The 26,273-nt window shown below is 40.0% G+C and carries 26 protein-coding genes; 6 read left to right on the top strand and 20 right to left on the bottom strand.

What is annotated here, in order from left to right:
- Positions 1-50 precede the first annotated feature (50 nt).
- The 12 genes from L3V41_RS07365 to L3V41_RS07310 all read right to left on the bottom strand — a co-directional run bounded on the left by L3V41_RS07365 (position 51) and on the right by L3V41_RS07310 (position 12,678).
- Positions 51-1,481, bottom strand: coding sequence for an SLC13 family permease (locus L3V41_RS07365; RefSeq protein WP_062568173.1), 1,431 nt, complete (start codon positions 1,479-1,481; stop codon positions 51-53).
- A 56-nt stretch (positions 1,482-1,537) separates the two neighbouring features.
- A complete protein-coding gene (locus L3V41_RS07360; RefSeq protein WP_237115615.1) occupies positions 1,538-2,497 on the bottom strand; it encodes a porin in 960 nt (319 codons plus the stop codon).
- 185 nt (positions 2,498-2,682) lie between these two features.
- Positions 2,683-4,053: a sigma-54 dependent transcriptional regulator gene (locus L3V41_RS07355; protein ID WP_062567964.1), complete on the bottom strand. Its 1,371-nt coding sequence runs from the start codon at positions 4,051-4,053 to the stop codon at positions 2,683-2,685.
- Positions 4,050-5,789 (bottom strand): ATP-binding protein, encoded by a 1,740-nt coding sequence (locus L3V41_RS07350; RefSeq protein WP_237127454.1) that lies wholly within the window; start codon positions 5,787-5,789, stop codon positions 4,050-4,052. The genes L3V41_RS07355 and L3V41_RS07350 overlap by 4 nt, the downstream gene beginning before the upstream one ends.
- Positions 5,790-5,812: 23 nt before the next feature.
- Positions 5,813-7,831 carry a TonB-dependent receptor gene (locus tag L3V41_RS07345; protein WP_237127453.1) on the bottom strand — a complete coding sequence of 673 codons (2,019 nt, stop codon included), beginning with the start codon at positions 7,829-7,831 and terminating at the stop codon, positions 5,813-5,815.
- Positions 7,832-7,979: 148 nt separating this feature from the next.
- Positions 7,980-8,252 carry a hypothetical protein gene (locus tag L3V41_RS07340; protein WP_062567966.1) on the bottom strand — a complete coding sequence of 91 codons (273 nt, stop codon included), beginning with the start codon at positions 8,250-8,252 and terminating at the stop codon, positions 7,980-7,982.
- 148 nt (positions 8,253-8,400) lie between these two features.
- Positions 8,401-8,652 carry a hypothetical protein gene (locus tag L3V41_RS07335; protein ID WP_062567967.1) on the bottom strand — a complete coding sequence of 84 codons (252 nt, stop codon included), beginning with the start codon at positions 8,650-8,652 and terminating at the stop codon, positions 8,401-8,403.
- Between the two features lie 42 nt (positions 8,653-8,694).
- Complete coding sequence (locus L3V41_RS07330; RefSeq protein ID WP_062567968.1) at positions 8,695-9,099, bottom strand: DUF1761 domain-containing protein; 405 nt, start codon at positions 9,097-9,099, stop codon at positions 8,695-8,697.
- A 99-nt stretch (positions 9,100-9,198) separates the two neighbouring features.
- Positions 9,199-9,732 carry a response regulator gene (locus L3V41_RS07325; protein ID WP_237115618.1) on the bottom strand — a complete coding sequence of 178 codons (534 nt, stop codon included), beginning with the start codon at positions 9,730-9,732 and terminating at the stop codon, positions 9,199-9,201.
- Positions 9,729-10,940, bottom strand: a complete 1,212-nt coding sequence (locus tag L3V41_RS07320; RefSeq protein WP_062568175.1) for an ATP-binding protein — start codon at positions 10,938-10,940, stop codon at positions 9,729-9,731. The genes L3V41_RS07325 and L3V41_RS07320 overlap by 4 nt, the downstream gene beginning before the upstream one ends.
- 17 nt (positions 10,941-10,957) lie before the next feature.
- Positions 10,958-11,362 (bottom strand): DUF4440 domain-containing protein, encoded by a 405-nt coding sequence (locus L3V41_RS07315; protein WP_062567970.1) that lies wholly within the window; start codon positions 11,360-11,362, stop codon positions 10,958-10,960.
- An 8-nt stretch (positions 11,363-11,370) separates the two neighbouring features.
- Entirely contained in the window at positions 11,371-12,678 is a 1,308-nt protein-coding gene (locus L3V41_RS07310) for an amidohydrolase family protein (RefSeq protein ID WP_062567971.1), read from the bottom strand.
- 151 nt (positions 12,679-12,829) lie between these two features.
- Here L3V41_RS07310 and L3V41_RS07305 point away from each other — a divergent pair, with 151 nt between their 5' ends.
- Both L3V41_RS07305 and L3V41_RS07300 read left to right on the top strand, forming a co-directional pair.
- On the top strand, positions 12,830-13,903 hold the full coding sequence (locus L3V41_RS07305) for a ketoacyl-ACP synthase III (RefSeq protein ID WP_237115620.1): 1,074 nt from the start codon (positions 12,830-12,832) through the stop codon (positions 13,901-13,903).
- A gap of 53 nt (positions 13,904-13,956) precedes the next feature.
- Positions 13,957-14,343 carry a VOC family protein gene (locus L3V41_RS07300; RefSeq protein WP_062567973.1) on the top strand — a complete coding sequence of 129 codons (387 nt, stop codon included), beginning with the start codon at positions 13,957-13,959 and terminating at the stop codon, positions 14,341-14,343.
- A gap of 2 nt (positions 14,344-14,345) precedes the next feature.
- Here L3V41_RS07300 and L3V41_RS07295 read toward each other — a convergent pair whose 3' ends face one another.
- Together L3V41_RS07295 and L3V41_RS07290 are read right to left on the bottom strand one after the other, a co-directional pair.
- Positions 14,346-15,707, bottom strand: coding sequence for a leucyl aminopeptidase family protein (locus L3V41_RS07295; protein WP_237127452.1), 1,362 nt, complete (start codon positions 15,705-15,707; stop codon positions 14,346-14,348).
- Between the two features lie 99 nt (positions 15,708-15,806).
- The gene (locus tag L3V41_RS07290; RefSeq protein ID WP_062567975.1) at positions 15,807-16,217 is read right to left on the bottom strand and encodes a hypothetical protein; all 411 of its coding nucleotides are present in this window, start codon (positions 16,215-16,217) and stop codon (positions 15,807-15,809) included.
- A gap of 102 nt (positions 16,218-16,319) precedes the next feature.
- On the opposite strand from L3V41_RS07290, the gene L3V41_RS07285 reads away from it, so the two are divergent.
- The 3 genes from L3V41_RS07285 (at position 16,320) to L3V41_RS07275 (ending at position 20,935) form a co-directional block, all read left to right on the top strand.
- Positions 16,320-16,475 carry an oxidoreductase-like domain-containing protein gene (locus L3V41_RS07285; RefSeq protein WP_083515256.1) on the top strand — a complete coding sequence of 52 codons (156 nt, stop codon included), beginning with the start codon at positions 16,320-16,322 and terminating at the stop codon, positions 16,473-16,475.
- Positions 16,476-16,767: 292 nt separating this feature from the next.
- Positions 16,768-19,353: a TonB-dependent receptor gene (locus L3V41_RS07280; protein ID WP_237127451.1), complete on the top strand. Its 2,586-nt coding sequence runs from the start codon at positions 16,768-16,770 to the stop codon at positions 19,351-19,353.
- 97 nt (positions 19,354-19,450) lie between these two features.
- Positions 19,451-20,935 (top strand): sulfotransferase, encoded by a 1,485-nt coding sequence (locus L3V41_RS07275; protein WP_237127450.1) that lies wholly within the window; start codon positions 19,451-19,453, stop codon positions 20,933-20,935.
- Here L3V41_RS07275 and L3V41_RS07270 read toward each other — a convergent pair.
- From L3V41_RS07270 to L3V41_RS07245, 6 genes are all read right to left on the bottom strand, one after another.
- A complete protein-coding gene (locus L3V41_RS07270; protein WP_237127449.1) occupies positions 20,868-21,770 on the bottom strand; it encodes an alpha/beta fold hydrolase in 903 nt (300 codons plus the stop codon). The two genes, L3V41_RS07275 and L3V41_RS07270, sit on opposite strands and share 68 nt — an antisense overlap.
- 264 nt (positions 21,771-22,034) lie before the next feature.
- Positions 22,035-22,355, bottom strand: coding sequence for a GFA family protein (locus L3V41_RS07265; RefSeq protein ID WP_237127448.1), 321 nt, complete (start codon positions 22,353-22,355; stop codon positions 22,035-22,037).
- A 265-nt stretch (positions 22,356-22,620) separates the two neighbouring features.
- Positions 22,621-23,172 carry a cytochrome b gene (locus tag L3V41_RS07260; protein ID WP_062568176.1) on the bottom strand — a complete coding sequence of 184 codons (552 nt, stop codon included), beginning with the start codon at positions 23,170-23,172 and terminating at the stop codon, positions 22,621-22,623.
- A 263-nt stretch (positions 23,173-23,435) separates the two neighbouring features.
- A complete protein-coding gene (locus L3V41_RS07255) occupies positions 23,436-23,873 on the bottom strand; it encodes a GNAT family N-acetyltransferase (protein WP_237127447.1) in 438 nt (145 codons plus the stop codon).
- A 202-nt stretch (positions 23,874-24,075) separates the two neighbouring features.
- Positions 24,076-24,294 (bottom strand): DUF6500 family protein, encoded by a 219-nt coding sequence (locus tag L3V41_RS07250; RefSeq protein WP_062567981.1) that lies wholly within the window; start codon positions 24,292-24,294, stop codon positions 24,076-24,078.
- 67 nt (positions 24,295-24,361) lie between these two features.
- Positions 24,362-24,967, bottom strand: coding sequence for a DUF998 domain-containing protein (locus L3V41_RS07245; RefSeq protein ID WP_237127446.1), 606 nt, complete (start codon positions 24,965-24,967; stop codon positions 24,362-24,364).
- 392 nt (positions 24,968-25,359) lie between these two features.
- On the opposite strand from L3V41_RS07245, the gene rlmF reads away from it, so the two are divergent.
- Positions 25,360-26,265, top strand: coding sequence for a 23S rRNA (adenine(1618)-N(6))-methyltransferase RlmF (rlmF, locus tag L3V41_RS07240; protein WP_237127445.1), 906 nt, complete (start codon positions 25,360-25,362; stop codon positions 26,263-26,265).
- The last annotated feature ends 8 nt before the right edge of the window (positions 26,266-26,273 follow it).

The raw sequence follows: 26,273 nt of genomic DNA, 5'->3' as shown, positions 1-26,273 counted from the left end.
CCAGTTGGGTGCTGTTGATTGGTTGGATGGTTGGTTTAAACCCTGACGGATTAGAAACCGAAAACAGCAGCTACAAGGGTCATTGTCACTATGGTGATCATCGCGATGGCGATAATATTCAGTGCAAAACCAGAGCGGATCATGTCACGCATTTGAATTTGCCCAGAGCCAAACACAATGGCATTTGGTGGCGTTGCTACAGGCATCATAAACGCACAACTACACGCAATTGCCGCTGGAATAACCCAAACAAGTGGCGTACCAAATACTGATTCAGCAACCGGACCTAACAGTGGCAAGAAGCCTGCAGCTGTGGCCGTATTGCTGGTAATCTCTGTTAAGAAAGTAATTAACGCGGTTACAGCTAATACGCTCAGTACCAGAGGTATAGCACTAGCACCTTCAATCATATGCGCTATGTATTCAGCTAAGCCTGATGACTTTATTTGTGCCGCCAATGTTAAACCACCACCGAACAGTAATAAAACACCCCACGGTACTTTCGCTGCACTTTCCCAATCAAGGATACGCTCACCGTCGCCTTTATTAGCAGGTAGTACGAATAACAGCAGCGCAGCTGCAATAGCAATCCCAGTGTCTGATACATTTAATCCTGAGTAATCAGCGATCAAAGGTCTGAAGATCCAGCAAATAGCTGCTAAAGCAAATACCAGGGCAACGCCCTTCTCTGCACGCTGCATTGCTCCCAGCTCTTGAAGCTGAGACAAAAAGAGTGATTTAGTGTCTTTACTGGCCGCTTTTGCACATTGTGTATCTACTTTATAGGCAAATTTAGTCAACCACACCCAGCATAAAATAAGCATAATGGTCGCAAGGGGTACACCGACTTTCATCCACTCGGCAAAGCCAATATCTATCTTGTAGCTGTCTGACAAATAGGCAGCCATTAATGCATTTGGCGGGGTACCAATAAGTGTTGCAATACCACCAATACTTGCACCATAAGCGATGGATAATAATAATGCTTTACCAAATTGGTCATTTTCTGGATTTGACTGCTTAACCAACATAGTAATCGACATCGCAATCGGTAACATCATCACTGCTGTCGCTGTATTAGACATCCACATTGATAAGAAAGCCGTTACTAACATCATGGCTAAAATTTGTAGACTTGGCTTAGTCCCTGCACGAAGCATAGTGTTAAGTGCAATACGCTTATGTAGACCCCAACGCTCCATCGCGATTGAGATCAAAAAGCCGCCTAAGAATAAAAAGATCAAAGGGTGTGCATAAGGTGCTGCGACGCCTTTGATTGCAGCAATATCAGCAAGAGGAGATATAACAAGAGGCAATAAAGATGTTGCGGGAATTGGCACAACCTCACTCACCCACCAAGAAGCCATCCAAAAAGCAAGGCCTGCCGTTCTTAAAGCTGGTACACTCATACCAGCAGGTGGCTCAATAAAGCACGTTAACAGCATCACCAATGGGCCTAGTAATAACATTACTGTGCTCATTAATGGGCGTGGCTGTGTACCATCTTTTGTTTGATTAACTAATGACATACTAACTCCTAGAACTTGTATTTAAGACCAAGCGCAATACTGTTGTCTGATTCAAGTTCAAGATCTAAATCAGTGTAAAATAAGTAAGCCGTAGTTTGTTTATCAAATACGTAGTCAAGTCCCGCTGTCCATTGCTTGCCCTCTTCTGCATGACGGATTTTAGAGTCATCTTTCACGTATTGAAGCTTTGGTACCCACTTATCAATGGTGTAACTAGCACTGAGTGCATAACCATTCCCTTCTTTTATGCCATCGGTAGATTCACTGCGTTGAAATAAGCCGCCCAGTTGCAAATTGTCATACTTCCACGTTGCAACAACTCGACTTGCCGTTAATTTATTTAACGCATCAACATGGCTTATAGCAACATAGTATGTTTTTGATTTTAATGCACGGTCACCATAAATAATAGTTGCAGCAAAACCAGCCTCATCATTACTGCTATCATCTTTAGGTGCATAAGTAAGTGCTAAAGATGCACCACCATAGGTCTTAGAACTGTAGGTAATGGTGTCGCCAATACGATCTTGACCTGGAATGAGCTGTGCGATATCTGCTTGGGTTTCGTTAAAACCGTCTATTTTACCTTCTGAGTATTTAAAACGAGTATCATTACGACCAACAACCACTTCACCAAAATTACCTGCAAGACCTAAGTAGGTATTACGCGCTGAAAATGGTTCGTCAGTATCATCATGCTCAAAACCCTTTACTTGTACTTCATATTTGAAAACTGCTTTCAGGGATTCTGTTAGTTTATGACTACCTTTAATACCAATTCGAGAAAATGGTGCTTCAATTTGAGTACCTTCATCGACGTATCGCATAACACCAGTATCAGTGTTTGCTATTTGGACTTCCGCTTTACCGTATATTGCATAATCAGCAGCAAATGCTGAGCTGGCAAAACAGGCTATTGCTACACCCGCCGCAAGGTGTGTTTTTGTTTGAGTTAATATTGTTGTCATTATGTGCCCCCTGTTATTAGGTTCAAATTGTTGTTCCTAACAACAGAGGCAAATTGGTTGCCAACTCAAATTATTAAATTAAATACCTTTTATAACAGTGCAGTGTCACTATTTAATCAATTTAAAAGGCGAAAAATGTGCGGTTTCCCACACAATTAAAACGCTTATTTGTCACCAAACCCACACTAATCTTTAAACATATCGCGGTTGATTCCATATTTTGCCATCTTGTCATAAAGAGTTTTGCGCGCAATCTGCAAGGTTGCCATGGTATTTTTGATACTCGCGTTGTTTCTCTCTAGCGCATCTTCAATTAATGATTGTTCATAAAAACTGACTTTTTCCGCTAAGCTTAAATCTTGTGCGAGTTCATTATCATTATTATTTTGATTATAAGAGGCAAATGCTAAATCAGAGCCGAGTAACACTGCACGTTCAGCTTGGTTTCTAAGTTCTCGAACATTCCCTGGCCAATCATAAGCGAGCAGCCGCTGTTTAGCCTCGGTGCTAAGTGGTGCGGGCGGCTTATGAAACCGTGTCGCAGCAATCGAGCTAAAGTGCTTAAACAATAATGGAATATCGGCCTTTCTATCCCTAAGAGCTGGAATACTCACTTTAACTAAATTTAAGCGATAATATAAATCGGCTCTAAAATCGCCTGTTTCAACCAGTTTTAACAAATCAACTTTGGTTGCTGCGACAATACGCACATCAAGATCGATTGCATGATTATCACCAACCGGAGTCACTTTCCTTTCTTCAAGAACACGAAGTAATTTAACTTGTAAGCTTGCCGGTGTTGATTCGATTTCATCTAAAAAAACAGTGCCACCTTTAGCAAATTCAAACTTACCTTGGCGAGACTGAGTCGCGCCTGTGTACGCGCCACTGGCTGCACCAAATAACTCACTCTCGATTAATTGCTCTGGAATAGCACCACAGTTAATAGCAACAAAATTAGCACTAGAACGATTACTTTGATCATGTAAGTAACGGGCCACAAGCTCTTTCCCTGTTCCTGTTTCTCCCTCTATTAATACATCTGCGGGTGTATCAATCACGGCATTAAGTAAATGCATCATTTGCTGCATTTGTTCGGTTTCACCTAAAATACGCACACCTGGCGCGGATGTTTTTTCGACTGCAAGTTTTAATGCGCGATTTTCCATCACTAAAGCACGCTTTTCACAGGCTCTAGCAATACAGTCAAGCAGTTGCTCCGTGAGTGGCTTTTCAAATAAGTCATAGGCGCCAAGTTGCATTGCTTTTACAGCAACAGAGACATCAGCATAACCCGTTAAAAAGATAACGGGTAATTCGCTGTCAAATGCCCTTACTTGTTCAAGAAAAGCCAAACCGTCCATTTTCGGCATATTAATGTCACTTAAAACAACTCCCTCAAAGCGGCGACTTAACTTTGTTAAAGCACTCACAGGTTCATTAAAACATTGCACTTGATAGCCTTCAATTTCCAGTAGTTGCTTTAATGAATCTCGAATCATGGCCTCATCATCAATAACAATGACTTGCTTACAAGCCCCCGTAACTAAGCTCATTGTGTTTCCTTATTCGTTTGCAATGTAATAATAAATTGGGCACCACCAGCAGGCCGGTTATGAGCACTTAAGCGGCCATTAAATGAGTCGATAATTTGCCGTGAAATTGATAAACCCAGCCCTAAACCATTACTCGTCTTGGTGCTGTAAAATGGCTCAAAAATATTGCCTAAAGCATGCTGATCAATCCCTGGCCCCGTATCTAATATTGATAATTTCACACGATTATCAAATAACTCCAATTCGAAACTTAACTCTCGCTGTTCACACTCAGACATAGCTTGACTGGCATTGGTTATTACGTTCACCAAAACTTGCTCGAACTTAACGCTATCGACCAAAACGCTAATGTGCTCATCTATGTTTGCGTTTTTAATAGTAACGGCGTCTTGCTTAAGTTGCGCGCTGGCGATCATCAAGGCATTTTTTAACATCTGGGCGAGGCTATGTTGGCGTAACTGAGTCTGTGATGGCTTACTAAAGTGCTTAAGTTGTGCCACAATTTTATGTACGCGCTCAATTAATGACTGAACTAAAACGAGGTTTTCGCCAGCCCGCGCTATATCGCCTTTTCCAAGCAGCCGCTTGGCACTGACTAAATAAGTGCTCATTGCGCTAAGTGGCTGGTTTATCTCATGGTTTATGCCTGCACTTAACTGCCCTATCGTAGCAAGCTTAGCCGTTTGAATAAGCGCCTTTTGCGCTTTCTCTAATGCTTGGGTTCGTTCAATGACTTCTTGCTCCAAGCTATGACGAGAAAAAAGTAACTTCTTATAACCTGCAAACCTCACCATCGACATATGAATTAACGCTGCAAGTACAGCATAAAATAAACAAAACCATAAAAGTCTGGGGATTTGTGCGGCTGATAAATGGCTTATATCAACCAATACAGTCGCTTTTGCTTGGATAATATCGATATTTTGGGATGCAGCAACAAAGCTTGCATGTTTGTCGTTAAGTACAATTCGCTGTAATGCAATATTTTCGCTAAGCGCTTGCCCTGAATAAGCTAATCTTTTGGGAATGTGTGATAAATACCGTCTTGAATCAATGAGATTCGCCATCGCCTGTTCATTTAACCTGTTCAACGAAGTCAAACGCCAACTTGCCACATCTGACATTACAATGACGCTATCGGGCAAGGAAATATAAAAATGTGTGCTTTGAGATGTATTTAATAGTTGGCGGTCTTGTTCAAACTTTTTTGCATTGACTTTTAAACTGACAACGGCAATGACTTTGCCATCTTCAATCACAGGTTCCGAAAAATAAAAGCCTCGTTCACTGGAACGCATTCCAAGGGCAAAGTAGGCTACTTTTTGTTTGTTTTTAGCTAAATAAAAGTACGGCCTAAATGCAAAGTTACTTCCTAAAAAGGTATAGTCAACTTGCCAATTACTACTTGCGATGACTGAGCCTGTTAAGTCCATTAAATAAACATCAGAGGCTCCGCTGGCTTTTTGAATATCTTCGAGGTAATAATTAACCGCTTGCTCGCCAATTTTTTTATTCGAAACAAACGATTTAACTAAGTTATTTGCGCTAACAAGAGAGGGAATCGTTGCAAAGCGAGCCAGTTCACTTGAAAAGTAATGGCTTAATTGTGAGGCTTGAACAGCACTTTGCTGCTTGGCTTTATCAAAATCGTGTTGTCTACCAAAGTAAAAAACAAGTACTAACAAGCACACCAACAGCGCAACAGCGCCCACTAATTTTTTACTTAACGATGACATTGTGACCTTAAGTCATAACACTACTAGAATTTGACTTGGTAGTGTAACGATAATTCTTCGGTTGTTCCAGCCACAACACCACTGGCAACGCGAGGGTCAAAAACATCATAGCGTTTGCCAAATAAATTCTCAGCTTTTAAGGCTAAATGGCTTTTATCCGTTAACTGCCATTTGATACTTCCACCTAGCAAACTATATGCTGATTGTTTAAAGTAATCGCCATTTTCAGCACTTACCTCTACTGTATCACGCCAAATTACATTTAAATTGATTTGCCAGTTATCAAAAAGGTTGTAGCTTGTAATTAAACTAGCAAATCGCTTAAAGCTAGGGTTAATAGGATCATGGAAGTACTGCGTGTAAGTTCCAGACAAGCGCAGGCTCTCATCAATTTGCCATACACCATCTAGCTCAACACCACTATTTTGTGTATTAAATGAGTTAGCAAAGGTAAAGAAAGCCTCACTTCCTTCGTAAGGTTCTACGTTTACAAAGTCATTTAATTCGTTGTAGAACAAAACCGTATTCAGTTGTAATTTGTCAGTCTCGTAATGCCAAACAAGTTCTGTTGTTTTTACTTGCTCTGAGTCAAGAGACGGATTACCAATGGTCACGTTGTCATTTGAAAATAACTCATTAGTGACAGGCGTCCTAAACGACTCGCCATATTGAACTTTTAATGTATGCTGGGGATTAATAATAAGTATACTTGCTAAGCGCGGTGATAATTTACTATCAATGTTGTTAACGTTGTCGTAACGTGCTCCAACAAAAAACGTGAACATCTCAGAGTAAGGAATTTTTACCTGCCCATAGGCGCTGTACGTCTCAAAAGTATATTTCAACGAGTCAAATTCAGGAAAATCCAATACAGTAACGATGCCTTGTTGATAATACTCTGGCGCAACTATAACTTGCTCAGACTGGCTATCATAATAAGTTGTTCTAACACCCGCCTCTATCTGCTCTGCTTGGGCATATTCTAAACCGGCTACTAGCTGCCATTGATTATCAAATTGGTAGTTTAGTTCTGTGTCAAACTTCGTGTCTGTTGTTTGCCATTCAGGGCCGAGTAAAAAATCGGGTATATCAGAGAAAGTGGCAATTAAACCGGCACTTGAAATAGCATGTTCCGTGTATGAAAGGTGACTATCTAGAGTTAGGTTATCGCTTTCGAACCATGTGTAGTTAACACCTAAAAACTGATTATCGCTTGTGTGCTGGTTTTGAGATGAGTAACCTGCAAGATTTAAAAACTCATCCAATTTTGTTTTGTTGTATCGCGCACGCAGTTCAAGTTGGTCAACATCAAGCCCTGCTTCAAAATAAACTGCTTGTAAGGGGTCTCGTACTCCTTGAGCGTACTTTTCGCCATCTTTCTGGTCATAAGAAAGTGAAAAGAATGCAGATATTTGTTCGTTAAATTGCCTATGGAACTGCCCAGTAAGCCCAATACGCCCGTTACTACCTGCCAGTACGTTGAGTGAATTACGCTCTTGACTGGTGACAATATTCATCACTCCAAGGAACGCATTACTGCCGTACAAAGCCGAGCCAGGGCCTCTTATAAACTCAATTTTTTCAATGATATCAATAGGGATATATGGCATGTAAACAGATGCTTTACCAAATGATGATTCATTGACTCGCTCTCCATTGATCATCACTAAGACATTGCCATTATCTAAATAGACACCGCGGGCATGTTCTTTAGGAACCGCCCCAACCCAGTCTCCCCGTGTTGATTGCATACCAGGCACAAAATTCATCACCTCATAGGCATTATCAACTCCTAAAGCCTGTATTTGATTGCGGGTAAACACACTCATTGTAGAAGGGACAGAAGAAAGGGTTTCATTTGTTTTACTGGCAATATCAACCTGAACATTGAGTAAATCCTCAAAGCTTAGATTAAATAAATCTTGCTCAATATTCACCATTTCAGCAGTAGAAGCGGCCGAATACAAAAAGAGCGAGAGAATTGCTGAACATCTTAAAAACATTTGCTGCGTAAGACCTGTATCAAAGCAACGTGCTGACATGCAACACACCATTTACACTATTAATACAAAAGATAGACACGCTTGCAATATTTTTATAGCTTAAGTCACAAAAAAGCTCATTAACAACAGCTTAAATGCTTTATTAATGAGCTTAACCTCTTAACAGCTGAGAAATTATTAAATTTTTCTAGCTAAATTGTTTGGCGCTGTCTGTGCGTTTATTTTTGATATATTTATACAAACCTATTAAGGAGGCAGCAATCCAGAAAATTTCAATGACAAAACTGGCTAAGTTGAAATTGTAGCACAGACTAATCAGCAGCAAGATTGCGCCTGTTAAGTTCATCATATTGTAAACAAGCCCTGTCGGAGACGCCTTGTTTAGTTGCAGTAAGAAAAAAGCACCAACAACTAGAAATGTACCTGTCATGCCAATAATATCAAATAAAAGTGCTATCACGTTTATGTGTCCATTATATTCAATTTGTTTATACCCAAATAACTGGCCCAATCCATGGGGAGGGTTGATTTCATTCGTTGAAACAGCAAACCGAGAGATGGTATCAGAACAGAAAGAACAAACGAGGATAAATGTCCGTATTTAATTTCTATTTATGGTTAACCTTGCCACCGATGATTTTTAATGCGGGCGCCCCACGGATCATAGTTGCGCGTGCAAACGGGCGTTCACATTGCGGGCAAATTCCCTGCTTAGAAGTAAAGTCTTGGCTTATACGCTCTATAAAACATTTAACCAGCGCACCTTTGCCACCTTTTCGGTATTTGAATAACTGTGTTTTACATTGACTACAGAAAATATCGACCGTTTTTGTCGGCCCTTTTTTATTGGGTTTAGCCATGAGCCTCTCATCAATCGAGTTAGATAAGCTATGCTAACATGGCTAAGGCCATACTCCCAAAACTAAGCCAATAAGTGAAAATTGTAAAATTGAATAGCCTGCATTAACTAAAAACAACTTTAATGGACGTTGCTCAAAAATGTAACATAAACCAAGCGAACTACTCACCCAACACACCCCTACCAAAAACCCTGTACCGACTGACAAACCAACACTTATTTGCTTACCAATGAATAAAGCGAGCGTAAAAGAAATCACGCAACATAGAATAAAGCTGCCACCAAACACACGAAACGGATTGATCTGTTGTAAATCCAGCTCGGTTAAGCCACAGCTTTCCATCCAAATGCGTTTAAATAACCATGGAGAATACCAAACAGCGCCCAGTAAAAAGGAAGCAAGTGCAGCAAATAAAATAGCCAAAAAATTAAGCTCTGAAAAATCCATACACCAAGACTCATACAGCTAGTGATTATTTCTGAATGTAGTTAAGGATCCACAAAGCAGCAAATAAAATGGGACAAATGGAAGGTAAGCTGTTTGGAGTTAATGCTGAACAGGCTTTTTTTGTAATTTCCGCTGTAATGTACGCCTATGCATATTTAATTGTCTGGCCGTTTGGGAGATATTTCCCTCATTTCTGTGTAGCACATGTTGGATATGCTCCCATTCAAGACGCTCAGGTGACATAACTTGGCTCGACTGAGTGTCACTCACAGAGGAGTTCGCTTCAACATCTCCTAAAATAATTTTTATTAATGAATTAAAATCAACAGGTTTTGGTAGATAGTCATCAGCCCCTAAACGAATGGCTTCAACAGCGCTGGCGATACTAGCAAAGCCCGTTAGCAACACAATTCGAGCGGTAGGAAATTGTGTTCTGATTGGTTTAATCAAGGTAAGACCATTATCATCGCCAATTTTTAAATCTACCAAAAAGTGGCTTGCTTCAAAAATAGCTAATTTTTCTAATGCTTGCTTACTACTGTGGGCAAGCTCACATTCAAAGCCTTGTTTAACAAAACGCCTTGCCAGTGTATTAGCAAGATTTATATCATCTTCAATAATTAAAAGTTTCATACTATTTTTAAACTAACCATCGCAATAGCACCTTGTTTAGGGTGATTGTATAGTGTTAATGAGCCATTTAAGCGTTCTAAAGTCGCATTAGATAGCATGACTGCCATACCCATACCTGTACTACTTGGCATAAGCTGACCCCCTAATGATGCCATTTGCTGCTCACTAAAGCCTTGACCAAAATCACGTAAAGATAATAAGAGCTGTTGTTTATCTATTTGCCAATCTGCCTCTATGGTGTTTTTTTGATTATTATTATTCGCCGAAACTGCATTTTGTAGCAAATTTAACATAGCAGGCAACAGCATAGCGTCACTCAATATGGAGCATTGTGGTGCATCATTTAGCCAATGTAAGGTTTGCTCAGGAAAATGCAGTGTCATCGCATCTTGAATTGTCTTTTGCAGTGTTTGAGCGCTAATAACCTGCTGTGTTTCACCGGTTCTTAAAGCATTTGAAAGAGCTCTAAAATGAGCGAGTTGTTCTTTACACTGAGACAGTGGTTTAGCCATCTCATGAACAATAGGATCATCAGGCTGTTGCTCTTGCAGCTCTTCGAATAACAACTGTAAGTTGGCAATCGGTGTTGCTAATTGATGTGTCACTTGGGCTGCGGCACCATCGAGTGTCAATAGTTGTTCGTGCCTTAATTGCTGTTCGCGGGTTCGAGCAATAGTGGCTTCTCTTGCTCTTAACGTGCTATTTAGTGTGCCAATGACAAACGCGATAACAATGGCACTAATAACAAAGTTTATCCACATACCGATAAAATGATGTGTCATCTGCATTTGGTGCATGGTGTGTTCAGGCATTTTTATCAATAAAAAACTGTAAGCTGCTATTGCTAGCACTGCAATATAGGCTAGCCCCTTAGCATTCACAGAAACTGCGGCTATCATTATGGGCAGCAACAGTAACGAGACAAATGCATTCGTTGCACCGCCACTTAACGAGAGCAAAATAGTTAAAAAGAGTAAATCAGCGGTAAGTTGCATCAAGACAGCTGTGGGCTTGGCCTTGGTTACTTTGCGATAAGCGAAAATACTTAACAGCTGAAAAACGGCTTCAATACAAATAACAGTTAGCAGAGGTAGTAAAGCTATCTGATATTCAAATAAAAAATACACCGCAATCACAGCAAAAAACTGCACCGCGATGGCGGCACTACGAAGTACTAATAAACGACTTATCGCCGGATCGGTTTGCATAGTGGACTCTTTACGACTTAATCATCGTCCATAGAAATTGTAAACACAGCACAAGGTGTACCTTGGTGAAAGACCATTTGCCATTGTTTGCCATTAAAGCGCCAAAGTGACATACGTACAGAATAATTAAATTCCGCACGTGCAGAGCGCCTAAAAGCAGCTTGATAGCTTAACTGCGCAATATCATCACTCAGCATACGGCCTTTAAAGTGTTGATTATAAAACTGAGGGACAACTTCAGTAGGTAAACGGGTTAAAACTTGGAATTTATTAAACGACGTACCGTCTGCAGCAATTTCGATAAAATCATCATCGAGCAATGCATCAAGCGCCTCAGTTGACTGTCTTACCTCTGGCTCCAGTAATTGTCTTTCCGCATCAATCAAATGATTAAATAACGTCGCTTTAATTTTACCGCTCATCTTCATCCTTACTGTTTGAGCACTTTACCGCCCTGCATCACAAAGTTGACGCTGTTCAGCTGACTTATATCATCAAGAACGTTCATGTTAACACTGATGATATCCGCTTGCTTACCAACACTCAAGTCACCGAGTTTATCACTCTGCCCTAACAGCTTTGCCGCCTCGACAGTCGCGGATTTGATAGCTTGAGTAGGTGTCATGCCATATTTTACAAGTAACTCAAATTCATTGGCATTCGCGCCGTGCCTTGAGACACCAGAATCAGTACCAAATGCAATTTTAACATTGTTTTTTAGCGCAAGTTTAAATGAAGCTTCCATTTTTGGTGCCACAAACTCAACTTTATCTGCTATGGCCTTCGGCATGTTTGGATTACTTAAAGCTTCTTTTTTAACAGTCGCACCTGCTAACAAGGTTGGCACCAAATACGCATCATGCTGTTTAAATAGCTTTATCGTTTCTTTATCTAAAAACGAGCCATGTTCAATTGAGTCAACCCCCGCTTTTAATGCGGCTTTTATTCCTTGTGTACCGTGTGCGTGAGCCGTTACTTTTCGTCCTAAATGATGCGCTGTATTAACAATTGCAGACAGCTCTTTATCGGTAAATTGTTGATTAACACCTGCGGCAGTATTACTCAAAACCCCGCCAGTTGCCGTGATTTTGATCACATCAGCGCCACTTTTTATGACATCACGAACTGCTCTAGTACAATCGTCAGCCCCATTGCAAACGCCTAGCCCAAGACCTACAGCTTCACTGATATCTCGACGATAGCCATGCATATCAGCATGGCCTCCCGTTGGTGTGATCATATCACCTGCTGCAAAAATGCGTGGACCAACGATATCACCTCGCTCTATAGCACGCTTTAACGGAAATATAACTTGATAGCTACTACCTAGGTCACGGACAGAGGTAAACCCAGCCTCGACAGTTCGCTGTAAATACTTTAAAGAGCGTAATGCATTATCAGCTTCGTATTCGGTAGTCCATTGGTGCGGGTTGCGTTTTGCATCGCGCTCAAACGTCACATGCACGTGCATATCAATAAGACCAGGCAGTACCAACTGGTTTTTTAAATCAATAACATCAGCATCACTGAGATTTAACTGCTCTTTAGTTAAGTAACCTGCTTTTATTGCGGCAATTTTGTTGTCTTCAAGAATAAGTGTTTGCTGCTCTTTCACTTCTTGCTCAGTGCCTGCGAGCATTTTTCCAGCGTAAATAATCGTAGTGTGCGCGTTAACAGCAAATGCGGATAATAAAGACAGTACCGATAATGTGCTTATTTTTAGATTTATTTTCTTCATAATCGCCTCTTTTTTATACTAGGTTTAACCTAAATGCCGAGTAAATGCCATTATTTGCGACGTGATGGAGCGTTACGCTAGTCTTAAGATGTGAATTTTGATATAACTTTGGGGATATTTAACAAGTCTGACCACATAAAGAGAACACATTATGTCTTATGCCCAAATTACTGGCTGGGGTAAATGTATACCACCAGCAAGCATCAGCAATGATGAAATTAGCAATATTGTTGATACCAATGACGAATGGATCACAACACGTACAGGCATTAAATCTCGTCGTGTCAGCCATGTTTCTACTGCCGATTTAGCCACCGTTGCCGCAAAGCAAGCTCTTGCCTGCGCTGGTGTTGACGCTAAAGACATTGATTTGGTGTTATTGGCTACCTGTACACCTTCTACAATGGTTGCTAACACAGCGTCTTTGGTTCAAAAAAATATTGGTGCGGTAGGCGCCGCAGCGATGGACACCAACGCTGCATGCTCAGGCTTTTTATATGCATTACAAGCTGCAACCGCACAAATTCGTGCAGGCATGATCAAAAAAGCTGTCGTTATTGCTGCTGAACGTATGACTTGGTATGTAAACTGGGCCCGCCGTGACAGTGCGGTATTATTTGGCGATGGCGCGGGTGCAGTTGTATTAGAAGCGTCAGATACACCATCTGGTTTGCTTGCAACCAAAACGGGCTGTGATAGCGAAGACAGAGACATTCTTCACATCGAAAACTTTGGTAGCGATCTTAACAAGTACCAACCAATTGGCCCGTCTAATTTATTATTTGAAGGCCGTGAAATTTTCAAACGTGCTGTAAAAGGCATGAGTGAAGCCTGTGATGATGTTTTAAACCAAGCACAGTTACAACTTGATGATATTGATGTATTAGTGCCTCATCAAGCTAACTTACGCATTATCCAAGCAATTCAACAGCGTCTAAAAGTAGCTGACGAAAAAGTAATGGTTAACATCGCGGATTACGGCAATACATCAGCAGCAACAATTGCCATCGCACTTTGTGAGGCCGTAGAACAAGGCTTAATTAAGCCGCATTCAAATATAATGTCTGCTGCCTTTGGTGCAGGTTTAACGTGGGCTGCAAGCTACATTAAGTGGGGTGAGCGCGTTACGCCAATAGCGAAGTCTGACGCAGCTTTACCACCTTGTGATAAAACAGGACTAGAGTTAGTAGCCCCTGCGGTAGCAGCGTGCAAAGGCACTGAATAATTCAAATTAAATATTAAGCGCGGCAATAGTCGCGCTTTTTCCTGAGGGTTTCAATGGAATTATTAGGCATTCATCATGCCGCTATCATTTGTAGTAACTACGCTCACTCAAAGCATTTTTATACAGAAATTTTAAAACTGCCTGTAATTGATGAGCAGTATCGCAGTGCACGTGATTCTTATAAGCTAGATCTAGCACTGCCAGATGGCAGTCAGATTGAATTATTTTCCTTTCCTGATGCGCCACAAAGACCAAGCTATCCAGAGGCTCAGGGATTACGGCATTTAGCGTTTAAAGTTGCTGATATTGCTAAAGCGAAAGCATATTTAGAACAGCATGGAATTGTAGTTGAAGAAATTAGGCTGGATGAAATCACCGGGAAGCAGTTTACGTTTTTTGCCGATCCCGATGATTTGCCATTAGAGCTATACCAAGTTTAATTTTATTGGAAGCGCTCTTGTAGGTAATTAAACACCGCTCGAATACCCAAAGCTTCACCACCAACAGGACGTCCAGGTAATGCACGTAAGTTCCATGCCATTACATCAAAGTGAACCCAAGGCGTGCTCGGTTCAATAAACTCTTTCAAATAAAGCGCTGCGGTAATTGCACCGCCGAATGGAGTTGACGCACAGTTGGCAATATCTGCCACATCACTTTTTAATAATGCTTTGTATTGGTCAAACAGCGGAAGTTGCCAAACTGGGTCATGACAACTTTCACCGGCATCTAATAATTTATTGGCAACATCACGGTTGTTCGCAAAAAAACCTGGTAACTCAGTACCAAGGGCAATACGACATGCGCCAGTTAAGGTTGCGAAGTCGATAATAAGTTCTGGATTATCATTTTGCGCTTCAGCTAAAGCATCACACAATACTAAACGACCTTCAGCGTCTGTGTTGTCAATTTCAACCGTGATCCCTTTACGTGTTTTGATCACATCGCCTGGTCTAAATGCATTACGTGATACGGCATTTTCAACCGCAGGTACTAAAACACGTAAACGAATAGGCAGGTTGGCAGCCATGATTAACTGTGCAAGACCAATCACGTGTGCAGCGCCACCCATGTCTTTTTTCATGTTGCGCATGCCCGAACTTGGTTTTAAATCTAAACCACCTGAGTCAAAACAAACCCCCTTACCTACTAGCGTTATTTGAGGTGCATCTTGTGCTCCCCAACGTAAATCTAGCAAGCGAGGTTTATTTTCACTCGCACGACCCACCATATGAATTGTTGGGTAGTTCTGTTCTAAAAGCTCATCTCCAACCCACTCGCTGAAATCACCATCATAGGTGTCTGCTAGGTCTGTCATAACCTGAGATAAATGCTGAGGCATCATATCTGCAGCTGGTGTGTTTACTAGATCACGAACAAGGTTAATTGCATTTGCTTGTTGTGTTAAACGCTCAACAAGGCTTTTATTTTCAATTGCTAATTGCGCGCGTGGTGAAGGCTTTTCTTTGTATTCGCTAAATTCATAGCCACCTAGCATAAAACCAAGCGCAACCTGTTCAATAAACTTTTCTTCACCTTGTATTTGGTAACAACCAGCAGGCAGTTTTGTCGATAGCTCACCGGCTAACCAAAAATCTTGAAGATCTGCCACTAAACAATAAACGTGAGTAAGTTCACCGGATTCACTGTCGGCAACCAAAGCCAAGCCTTTATTCTTAAAATCGCAATTAGCTAGCCAATTTTGTAGTGCCTTTGATTGTGATTTAAGCCAATCTGAAAGTTGCGCTTTTTCAACGAAAGACAAAGGAATACCCGATGAAGAATGACGAATTAATGAACTCATTAAACGACTCTAAATGAAGAAAAGATAATTAAGCATACCAATAACAAGCAACAAAAGGTATAGCATTCAAGCTATTTAGCTAAATCAAAGAAATAAAAATTATTTTTGATTTTTCTCTTCCGCCTCTTCTTTGGCCACTTGCTGATCGATCTCTTTAATTGACTTATTGATATTGAAAGAGCTAGGTAAAACATCTACACCAACCCAATGGCCTAACTTCACAACTAAGGGAATTGTTATTGGTGCAAAGGGTAAAACAGCAAAGACACCAAGACCTAAGCCCTTTAAAATATCTAAGAACTGTTCATTAGCGGTATGTAATTCTTCTTTGCTAGCATTACCTTGAGTGTAACGCTTGTAGATATGCAACATTTCTTTGGTTTCTTGCTTTTCTTGTGCAAGTGCAATCTTTAATGCCACCATAGCGCGCTTGAAACGTAATTGCTGACGTCTTTTTGTTATTTTAGCTACCCTAAATGGGGCTCTATGAATGACTTTATATAATCGCATGTTGCTATTCTCACACAGCAAGGGGACTTCACAAAGCATAATTTACTTATATTAACTTTTACATTACCCTGCACACTCTTTTATTACTATTTTAAATTTCACATGCACGAAACTAACCAGCACAGCAATCATAAACCACAAAAACCGGCGCCTGATGAGTGCTGTGGTGGAGGAAGTTGCTGTCCTTGTGTTTGGGATGAGTACCGCGAAAAATTAAAGCAATGGCAATTAAGTAATAAAACACAACAAAAGAAATAAACTGTTACCCCTTCCTTTTAGCTCAAAAATTATACAAACACTCAATTATTAAATTTTTTTTCTAACTAACAGATAAATTTTGACTATTTTTAATCAATTTAAGAATAATTTATCTTCTTAAATTTCATGCACATAATAAAAATAATCACAACAAAACCTCCCTTCCCGTGCCAAAAACAACACGCCATTAACAATTTGCAAAATAAATTTACAGTCGGTATAAGTTGTTTACACCAAGTTTAAATACCTATTTGGTGGCATAATCATAACTATTCTAACTGGGGAAGTCAGAATGAAATTAAAAAATAGTGCATTACATCACGCAATTAAGTTTGCGTTAGCTACCACAACGGCTGGCCTATTTGTATCAGGTTCAGTTGTTGCCGCAGAGCAAACTGCTGAAGAAACAAAAGTTAATAAAAATGTTGAAAAAATTGCTGTTGTAGGAACACGTTCAGCACCACGCTCAATTGGTGATTCACCGGTACCTATTGATATTATTGGTGGTGAAGAATTAACGAAAGCAGGCAACACAGACATGCTTGAGTTATTAAAGGGCTCAGTTCCATCTTTTAACGTGCATCAAAATCCAATCAGTGACGCAGCGTCACTTGTTCGCCCTGCCAACTTACGTGGTTTGCCATCTGACAGTACATTAGTATTAGTTAACGGCAAACGTCGCCATCGTGCTTCTGTTATTGCATTTTTAGGCGGTGGTATTAACGATGGTGCTCAAGGTGCTGATATTTCGGTGATTCCTAGTATTGCCCTAAAGCAAGTTGAAGTACTTCGTGATGGTGCTGCTGCACAGTATGGTTCTGATGCTATCGCGGGTGTAATGAACTTTGTATTAAAAGATGCCTCTGAAGGCGGCTCTATTGAGATCCGTAAAGGTGAATACTATGAAGGCGACGGCGATACCACGCAAATCTCTGGTAACGTAGGTCTTCCTTTCACAGATGATGGCTTTGCAAATTTAAGCTTCCAATATAAAACGGCTGACGCAACAAGTCGCTCAGTTCAACGTCCAGATGCAGCTGCACTTGCTGATGCAGGTGTGCCTGATGTCTCTCCGCTTGCGCAAGTTTGGGGTGCACCAGAGGTCGATGACGATATTTCAATTTTCGGTAATATCGGTCTCGATTTAAGTAGTACGTCACAGTTTTACATGTTTGGTAACTACTCTGAGCGTGATGTGCGTGGCGGTTTCTACTATCGTAATCCACATACTCGCCCTGGTGTGTACTCAAATGACGGCGGTGAAACGCTACTTGTTGGTGATTTAACTGGCGACATGAGCGGCAACTGTCCTACTGACATCATGATTGATGATAACGTATTAGATAACCCAGATTACATTAACGGTGTTGCTAACAACCCTGACTGCTTTGCATTTAATGAAATTCTACCAGGCGGTTTTACACCTAACTTTGGTGGTAACATTACAGACACTGCATTAACAATTGGTACTAAAGGTGAAGTAACTAACGGCTTTTTAGAAGGCGCATACTACGACTTAAGTGGTTCTGTCGGTTTTAATGAATCTCGCTATTTCATTTACGATACCATCAATGCTTCGCTTGGTCCTGAAAGCCCGCGTGACTTTAGCCCAGGTAAATACACGCAGTTAGAAAAGAACTTTAACGCTGATTTATCAAAAGGTTTTGACTTTGGTTTAGCTTACGACGTAAACGTAGCCGGTGGTTTAGAATGGCATGAAGAAACATTTACTGTTGTTTCTGGTGATGTGGCATCTTTCACTGCGGGCCCTTTAACAGAGCAAGGTTTTGGTATTGGCTCAAATGGTTTCCCGGGTTTCAAACCTTCTGATGCTGGTGAATACACACGCCGTAACTACGCAGCTTACGTCGATATTGAAGCACCATTTACTGAAGAATTTTTAATGGGCTTAGCGCTTCGTTACGAAGATTATGATACTTTTGGTTCAACCACTAACTATAAGCTAACAGCGCAGTATCACTTAACTGAAGACTTAAATATTCGTGGTTCATTAAGTACAGGTTTCCGTGCTCCAACCGTTGGTCAGGCTAACGTTAGTAACGTACAAACAAACCTAAGCAGTGGTGTATTAGTGGACTCTGCCCTATTACCACCTACTAACCCGATTGCAGTACAATTAGGTGGTACAGAGCTTGAGCCAGAAGAGTCGCAAAGCTACACATTTGGTGCAGTTTGGACTTTAGGGGACTTATTCTTAACAGTTGATTATTACAATATTCAAGTTGATGATCGTATCAGTCAATCAGACAAAATTGAGTTAAGCCAAGCGGATAAAGACACACTCGAAGCAGCAGGCGTACCTAACGTACAAAATCTTGCTCAAGTTAGTTTCTTTACCAATGACTTTGATACCACAACGCAAGGTGTTGACCTAGTGGCTAACTATGCAACTGAATTGTTAGGTGGTAGCTCTACATTCAGCTTAGCTTATAACTGGAATGATACTGAAGTAACTAAATCAAGCCCAATCACAGGCGAATTTAAAGTAAGCCGCCTTGAAAATGATTTACCAAATCACCGCGCAACACTTAGCTGGGCGCAACAGTGGGAAGATTTCTCTGCATTTACACGTGTGAACTATTTCGGTGAATACCAAGGTGTGCACGTAGATTACGACGCAACAGCTAAAACAGCTGACGCAGCTGTAACCATTGATGCAGAAGTAACGTACTTCTTAACTGAAGAAATCAGTTTCTCTGTGGGTGCACAAAACCTGTTTGACCAAGAAGCTGAAAAACTCGATTTCTTTGATAACACAGGCATTCCAAATAGCAACTGGGGTGGTAAGTACTACGAAACATCTCCATTTGGTATTAACGGCGGTTTCTACTACGTAAAAGCAACCTATATGTTCTAAGCGAGCTTAGGAACTAACCATGCTAAATAAAAAGGCGAAAGACATTTCGCCTTTTTCGTTTTATAGTGAATAAAAATAATAATTTCATCGTAATGTCATGTTGCTAAATAAAGCCAATCAACTCCTTGCTGAAAACAAATTAAAAGAAGCTGAATTTCACTTCAAAGCTTTGTTAGATGCCAATCCTGAAAGTGGTGAAGCTCTATTTGGTTTAGGTAGAATTGCACTACGCTTAGAGCGATATGACGCCGCTGTTTACTTATTACAACGCGCTTGTGAGCGGCTTCCTTATATGCTTGAGCCTTTGCATGCACTTGCAGATGCGTTTAATGGTGTTCACTCTCCAAACGATGCTTTAACTGTACTGGAGTATGCAAAGTCCATCGCCAGTCACAATCCTGAGCCTCATTACTACCTTGCTCAACACTACTTAACTTATGGCGAGCTAGATAAAGCGTACAGCACATTGCAACATGCTTTGACTATGGGTGACTACCCTGTAAAAGCCTATATTTTATTTGAACTTGTGCAGTTTGCTCGGTTTAATCACGAGCAAAACTACATACAAGAACTGCATCAGTTTCTCACACTCACAAATAACTTACGCTTAAAAATGGTTTGTTATTATGCGCTGGGTAAAAGCTACGATATTTTAGACGACACAGACCAAGCATTTAATTACTTTACACTTGCCAACAAACTACAGTTTAAGTTAACAACATTTAAAACAGCAGAGCTTACGCCGTTTTACCAAGATATTATTCAACATAATAGCCAGGCTTTAATCAATTCTCGCGATCGCTTTTTTAGTGGCACCATTACGCCAGTGTTTATTATTGGCATGCCCAGAAGTGGCTCAACATTGGTTGAGCAAATGCTAATAAGCCATGATAGTTTTTCAAGCTTAGGCGAAGATGCAAGCATTAGTAATGAAGTAGTCGCGTATATTGAACAACAAACGCAAACCCCTTACCCTGCTTGCTTGGCAAAGCTTGATCAAGGGCTGATCAATCATGCCCGTAACATCTACATTGAACGAATAAAACAAGCGCCCCAAGTGCGCCCATTTATGATCAACAAACTACCCGCTAATTATCAATCTCTTGGCTTAATATATTTGTTATTTCCAAATGCCAAGTTTATTAATATGCAGCGCGACTACAATGCGATTGCATGGTCAGTCTTTAGTAATTATTTTGCTGAAAACGAACCCTACTTTTGCTCTCTCACTGAGTTCAAACAGTACTTTGATTTATACACTGAGCTTATGGCACATTGGCAGCACACTATGCCAGAGGCAATTTTTGACCTTAACTATGAACAACTTGTCACAGAGCCAAAACAAACATTACAATCTTTAAGCGAATTTTTGGCTATTAAATACAGTGATCACTTTTTAGATTTCTATAAATCAAATAAGCCTGTGGCTACACTCAGTAAAGCGGCTGTCAGGCAACCGCTTTCAACAAAAGCAACAGAAAAATACAAACGCTACGAAGTGGCAATGCAAAAGCTTATGAGTGGGCCTCAAACCAATTCAGAAGATCAGCAAACTGGTCCTGACGAGCCTGTGGATGAGTAAGCATGTTAATATGGTCATAATCAACTTTATGACCGTATTTGCGCCCATAAATAGTCATAGTTTGTTTACCTATGCCTGACTCAGCCATAAACTTTTCGATATCAATGGGCTGGCACAGTGCTTTGTCTTTAATCCCCGCAACATGCATGATCGGTGGTAACGCTTTATCGGCTAATGCTTTGGCGTAATCAAAACCATCGTCAGTATCGACCCAAGGTTTGCGCTTAGCCCATTGCATACTTTGGTAATGGGATTTACGGGTTTCATCATCACTACCCCACTTAAGTTTTTTAGCAGGAACAAAGCCATGCTTGCGGGCGACTAATGGCGCCAGCCCATACCAAATTAAATTACCTTGAATATACTTGCTCGGATGGTGGTTATACAAAGACCGCTTAGAGCCAAAATAAGCACACGCTTTTACATCTTCAATCAGCTCAGGAAAACGCGCAAATACACTGTTCATTAACACCCCGCCCCAAGAGTGTGCCACCCAATAACGAGCAGGCTCACCTTCAAGCTGTTTAATCTTTTCTAAAAATGCGGGAATATCTTCTAAAATAGCCTCAGTTTGGCCATACTTTGCGTGCTTTGAAATCGCAGGCTTACTCTCTCCACGACCACGTAAATCAGCCACATAGCAAGTATAACCCTGTTCAGCTAAAAAAGGGGCCAAGCCTTTATTACTGTGGGTGTAAAAGATTTTGCCATTTTCAACAGCACCATGCATAAAAAACACTGCAGGTCCTTTGGCATCCGTTCTACAGATACGGCGTAAGTGTAATGTTTGGCTTTCGGCGAGCTTTATAAATACTGATTCTTGTTTAATCGTCACGTTTGACCTTTTTATTCTTATAGACTCATCGTACCAGTATTAAGTTACGCCAGTCTATTGGGCAAAGCAAGCATTATGAAATGATAGTCAAGGAACCGCTATGACGTATAAAAGGGCTAAAGTAAGCATTTTTGTTAACACTAACAGCGCTTATCTAAAGCACCAATATCAAGCCTAAGTTAATGTGCCGCCATCATTAAACGTGAAGTAATCCAAATGGCAAACCGAGAATAACGTTTATAAAATACTCGTTAAAATTTTAATTTATAAGATAATTTCATCCTTCGGATGATGGATTCCATCGTATATTTTAACTGGCTCTAAATCATAGGGGTTAACACCCTCAATACACGCAACATTGATTGCAAATTGATGAGGGTTAGAACCCCTTTGATGATGAGTATATATTCCACATGTTTTACAAAAATAGTGTTTTGCTGCCATGGTGTTAAATTGATAGAGGGTTAAGTTATCCTCGCCTTTAATAATTTTTAGGTTTTCAAGCAAAACAGAAGCAGCAATTGCTCCACGCTTACGACACATAGAACATGAACAACGACGCGGGTCTTCTAAGCCATGTGGCATAATCAGCTCTAACTCTACAGTGCCACAATGACATTTAGCATTATGTACTTTTTTATTTCCATATTGTTACCTCCCATCTGACACTAAAATTTAGAGTTGGGAATTTGATTTGATGTGCTTTATTTCCCCCTTATTCGCATATTTTAAGTATGGTAAAAATAATCTGTTCGGCACTCGTCACCTATCCCGTTTACCAATAAAATTCTTTTCAATTCATATTATGCTTTCCTGAGTTTATTTTTGGTAAGAAGCTTTTGTTTTGTATCTACTTTTTAGGACGTAACATGCGTATAAAGGTGTTATCTGCCAAAATATAATGGTGAAACAATGCAGCCGCGGCATGAAAGCCGATTAAGTAATAACCTAACTCGCCGACTGTTTCATGTATTTCTTTTATAGACTTACCCAACTCCTTGTTTTCACTTGCTAATGCAGGAAGCTCTATACCGAAAAATGGCACTGGTTTTCCTGCCATACTCAATATTAACCAGCCTGCTATTGGCATCGCCAACATAAACACATAAAGCGCAATGTGTACTAATTTAGCTAAAGCATCTTGCCATTTAGCAGGCGTAGGCTGTATTGCGGGTATCGGACCTGCCAATACACGCATAACTATCCTCACAACGACTAAAGCTAAAACTGATAAGCCCAACATAAAGTGCCACATTTTAAAAGCATTACGAGTTTCAGTACCTTTATCAAATAATTCACGTAGCTCAATACTAGCGAAAACAGTAACAATTAAAATAAACATAAGCCAGTGTAAGGCAATTGAAATAGTGCTGTAATGAGTTGTTGTATTTTTAAAATTCATAAAGCCTCGTTTGTACAGAAACGCATTCATAGTAGTACCTAGTTTATATGCGTTTGAAATTCGTGGATTTAGTGTAGCGTTCAATCATTGTTACTTTAATGATCAGAAACATAAACAAGTTAAAATTATCTTGTTTATTTTTTAGCTACTGTCTCACTGTACTTTGCTAACCTTAAAATAAACTTATGTATTTTTTAAAAAATAAATAACAGAAATGAAAAACGGCAAGCTGAACTTACCGTTAAATTTATTGTAGTTAAAATTCAAAGTCTAATGATAGCTAACATATCATCATCTTCTTCGTCCAAGCCAACCTCTTGAAAACCAAAGCTTGAATAGAATTCTTTAGCTACAGGGTTTTTTGGGTCATAACATATTTCGATTTCTTTAACAGTGGGACTCTGCTTTATAGCATCTATTGCTTGCGTTAGTGCTTCCCTACCAATCCCTTTTTTCTGATACCTCTTATCAACCATGAAACGCCAAATTGAAATTTTTGAGGGGTTCTCTAAAACCCACATAAAAAAACCAACTGGCTGACCATTTTGGCAAATCGCTTTGCAGATATACCCTGAGTTATAATGAGCTTCTACAAGAGACCACATGTTGCTAGCAACATACTCTTCTTGCTCATCAGTTACATCTAAATCACAAACAGCTTCGTAATTCGATTTACCTATTTCTTCCAGTGAAATACCCATGTTACTCCTTAACCTTAATAATATTTATTTTTGAACGATTAGTTCAATTCTTTGCCTCAAACCGTCTCGCGTTTCTACTTACGGATGTTTACTTTACGAGGTAATCATTCGATAAAATTAACAAAAAGCAAAGTTCTGTGATTCGCTCTTTATAACAGCTCAGCCCTAGAAACGACATGTTAGTAGCGTCTAAGAGAGCTTGTTATAAATTACTTTCTACCATCTCTTTGATCGTTTTTGCTTTAACAAAGTGATCTAACTTATGAGTTTGGATCCACCATGTAGCCGCTTCCATTAGCAATTCAGGGCAATCATTTTTATTTTTAAAAAAGGCGTAAAATGACAGACCCACATTCTCTCCCTTGCTCTTCATTTTCTTATCGCAAACTTCCAGTATTCTGGCTCTCAATTCTTCCCTCATAAATGTCCTGTCAATCTATTGTTTGTATTTTTAGTGCTACCAGCAGACTTTAACTATGTAACTAACTTTATATTAATAACAAAGATAAAACACTTATCCAGATCAACTTGACCCAGTACGATAGACGCTGATAAAGGCCAGTTAACTTTCTATTTTTCAAACCTTTAGCCATTTTTACTAAATAAAAAATAGCGAGCAAAACTACAATGATTGAAAACACTCTAAACTCAAAAGGAATGTAAGTAGAGACAGGGCTGAATGCGACTATTACTGGGGCAAGTAAAAGAGATAAAAGCATTATAACACCCGCCCATGAGTGTATTTTACAACTCAATGTTGGTGACTGGGTATAAGGGTCTTTATCCATTGGAAAGTAGCCCGCAACCCATGTTCCTATTCCATGGAGCATAATAAGAATACCTGTAACGACAAGAGCAATGTTCGCATTATTAAGCTGTATTAAATGCCAACCAAATAAGCAAAATATAAAACCGAGGGGATAATTATTGATAATAGGTGATAACTTTTCGGTGGGGCTACCCGCAGCGCCTAATTCACTGCAAAATTGGTTTTTATGGTCGTAATTAGGGTAAAACTTAGCCGTTACGAAAACACCTACAGAAATCCAAATCGTAGCAAATAAACCAGATAGCGCAGAGATGGTCTCAAACATAAAAATCCTTTTATAATTAAATACATCTTAATATAGATTGCCGATGAGAATATCCTATTGAGCTTAATTATACTAGCGCAAGCAATTTGCTTATCGCTGCCTGTGACATAAACAAATTCAGTGAGTTATTTATGTTAATTTCAAAACAAGAGTGTAGTAACGCTGTGTTAAGTAATAGGCAAGGCTAGCCCCCACCTAAACAATTGCGACGTAAACACTAAAGCTAATTTAATAAGATGCCATACATTACAGCTTGTTATGAGAACTCTTCTACACGTATCAAACATACTAACCTTTTGCTAGTTATAAAAATATCCACCGTAACTGCGCCAGAGCTAAGATTAATTTGTTACAATCTGCCTTTGATATGGCTAACAGATAGGTTTTCCTTAATGCATCCGCGAAATCGCCACTTAAATGGCTACGACTTTACTTTACTATGCAAAGATACCCCTGCTTTAGCAGCCTTTATAAAGCAAACACCAAAGGGCACTGATACGATAGATTTCACCAATGCATTAGCGGTTAAAACCCTCAATCAAGCGTTATTAAAAAGCCATTACAAAATCGATTTTTGGGATTTGCCCGACACCTACCTTTGCCCGCCGGTACCAGGGCGTGTTGATTACATTCATCACTTAGCTGACTTACTAGCAAAAGATAACCAAGGGCATATTCCAACAGGTAAACAGGTAAAAGTGCTTGATGTAGGCACTGGTGCAAATGTGATTTATCCGCTTACTGGTAATCACGAATATGGCTGGCATTTTACAGGTTCAGATATCGATGCCTTATCCGTTAAAATTGCAAAGCAAATTGCACAATTTAATCGACTTAAAATTACTATAAAGCAGCAAAACAATACCAATAAAATGTTTACTGGGGTTATTTCTCATAAAGATGTGTTTCACCTTACTTTATGTAACCCACCATTTCATGCCAGTGAACAACAGGCCAAAGAAGGTACTGACCGTAAGTGGAAAAACTTAAACCAAGCCCCACAAAAAGAGCTTAATTTTGGTGGCCGACAAAATGAGCTCTGGTGCGAAGGCGGCGAGCGTGAATTTATCAGTAAAATGATCATTGAAAGCCAAGAGTTTGCTGAGCAGTGTATTTGGTTTACGTCGCTGGTTTCTAAGTCTGATACTTTGCCAGCTTTAAAAAAATTGCTTAGTACACTTGATGTGAAAGATGTAAAAATTATTAAAATGGCACAAGGCCAAAAAATAAGTCGCTTCATTGCTTGGAGCTATTTTCACCAAGCCGACCGCCAAGCCATTCTAAACGAACTAGTATAAGGATAATA

This window comes from Pseudoalteromonas sp. L21 (genome assembly GCF_021728035.1).
Classification (GTDB): domain Bacteria; phylum Pseudomonadota; class Gammaproteobacteria; order Enterobacterales; family Alteromonadaceae; genus Pseudoalteromonas; species Pseudoalteromonas arabiensis.
This window is presented reverse-complemented; position numbering and strand designations above follow the sequence as displayed.

What these genes read in the sequence shown, in the direction of transcription:
- L3V41_RS07310 (WP_062567971.1), bottom strand. Translation starts at nt 12,678, where the DNA reads ATGAAGAAAATAAATCTAAAAATAAGCACATTATCGGTACTGTCTTTA.
- L3V41_RS07245 (WP_237127446.1), bottom strand. Translation starts at nt 24,967, where the DNA reads ATGTTTGAGACCATCTCTGCGCTATCTGGTTTATTTGCTACGATTTGG.
- L3V41_RS07330 (WP_062567968.1), bottom strand. Translation starts at nt 9,099, where the DNA reads ATGGATTTTTCAGAGCTTAATTTTTTGGCTATTTTATTTGCTGCACTT.
- L3V41_RS07345 (WP_237127453.1), bottom strand. Translation starts at nt 7,831, where the DNA reads ATGTCAGCACGTTGCTTTGATACAGGTCTTACGCAGCAAATGTTTTTA.
- L3V41_RS07320 (WP_062568175.1), bottom strand. Translation starts at nt 10,940, where the DNA reads ATGCAAACCGATCCGGCGATAAGTCGTTTATTAGTACTTCGTAGTGCC.
- L3V41_RS07355 (WP_062567964.1), bottom strand. Translation starts at nt 4,053, where the DNA reads ATGAGCTTAGTTACGGGGGCTTGTAAGCAAGTCATTGTTATTGATGAT.
- L3V41_RS07305 (WP_237115620.1), top strand. Translation starts at nt 12,830, where the DNA reads ATGTCTTATGCCCAAATTACTGGCTGGGGTAAATGTATACCACCAGCA.
- L3V41_RS07315 (WP_062567970.1), bottom strand. Translation starts at nt 11,362, where the DNA reads ATGAGCGGTAAAATTAAAGCGACGTTATTTAATCATTTGATTGATGCG.
- L3V41_RS07255 (WP_237127447.1), bottom strand. Translation starts at nt 23,873, where the DNA reads ATGGGTATTTCACTGGAAGAAATAGGTAAATCGAATTACGAAGCTGTT.
- L3V41_RS07365 (WP_062568173.1), bottom strand. Translation starts at nt 1,481, where the DNA reads ATGAGCACAGTAATGTTATTACTAGGCCCATTGGTGATGCTGTTAACG.
- L3V41_RS07360 (WP_237115615.1), bottom strand. Translation starts at nt 2,497, where the DNA reads ATGACAACAATATTAACTCAAACAAAAACACACCTTGCGGCGGGTGTA.
- rlmF (WP_237127445.1), top strand. Translation starts at nt 25,360, where the DNA reads ATGCATCCGCGAAATCGCCACTTAAATGGCTACGACTTTACTTTACTA.
- L3V41_RS07350 (WP_237127454.1), bottom strand. Translation starts at nt 5,789, where the DNA reads ATGTCATCGTTAAGTAAAAAATTAGTGGGCGCTGTTGCGCTGTTGGTG.
- L3V41_RS07335 (WP_062567967.1), bottom strand. Translation starts at nt 8,652, where the DNA reads ATGGCTAAACCCAATAAAAAAGGGCCGACAAAAACGGTCGATATTTTC.
- L3V41_RS07250 (WP_062567981.1), bottom strand. Translation starts at nt 24,294, where the DNA reads ATGAGGGAAGAATTGAGAGCCAGAATACTGGAAGTTTGCGATAAGAAA.
- L3V41_RS07295 (WP_237127452.1), bottom strand. Translation starts at nt 15,707, where the DNA reads ATGAGTTCATTAATTCGTCATTCTTCATCGGGTATTCCTTTGTCTTTC.
- L3V41_RS07325 (WP_237115618.1), bottom strand. Translation starts at nt 9,732, where the DNA reads ATGAAACTTTTAATTATTGAAGATGATATAAATCTTGCTAATACACTG.
- L3V41_RS07275 (WP_237127450.1), top strand. Translation starts at nt 19,451, where the DNA reads ATGTTGCTAAATAAAGCCAATCAACTCCTTGCTGAAAACAAATTAAAA.
- L3V41_RS07290 (WP_062567975.1), bottom strand. Translation starts at nt 16,217, where the DNA reads ATGCGATTATATAAAGTCATTCATAGAGCCCCATTTAGGGTAGCTAAA.
- L3V41_RS07300 (WP_062567973.1), top strand. Translation starts at nt 13,957, where the DNA reads ATGGAATTATTAGGCATTCATCATGCCGCTATCATTTGTAGTAACTAC.
- L3V41_RS07285 (WP_083515256.1), top strand. Translation starts at nt 16,320, where the DNA reads ATGCACGAAACTAACCAGCACAGCAATCATAAACCACAAAAACCGGCG.
- L3V41_RS07260 (WP_062568176.1), bottom strand. Translation starts at nt 23,172, where the DNA reads ATGAATTTTAAAAATACAACAACTCATTACAGCACTATTTCAATTGCC.
- L3V41_RS07265 (WP_237127448.1), bottom strand. Translation starts at nt 22,355, where the DNA reads ATGCCACATGGCTTAGAAGACCCGCGTCGTTGTTCATGTTCTATGTGT.
- L3V41_RS07280 (WP_237127451.1), top strand. Translation starts at nt 16,768, where the DNA reads ATGAAATTAAAAAATAGTGCATTACATCACGCAATTAAGTTTGCGTTA.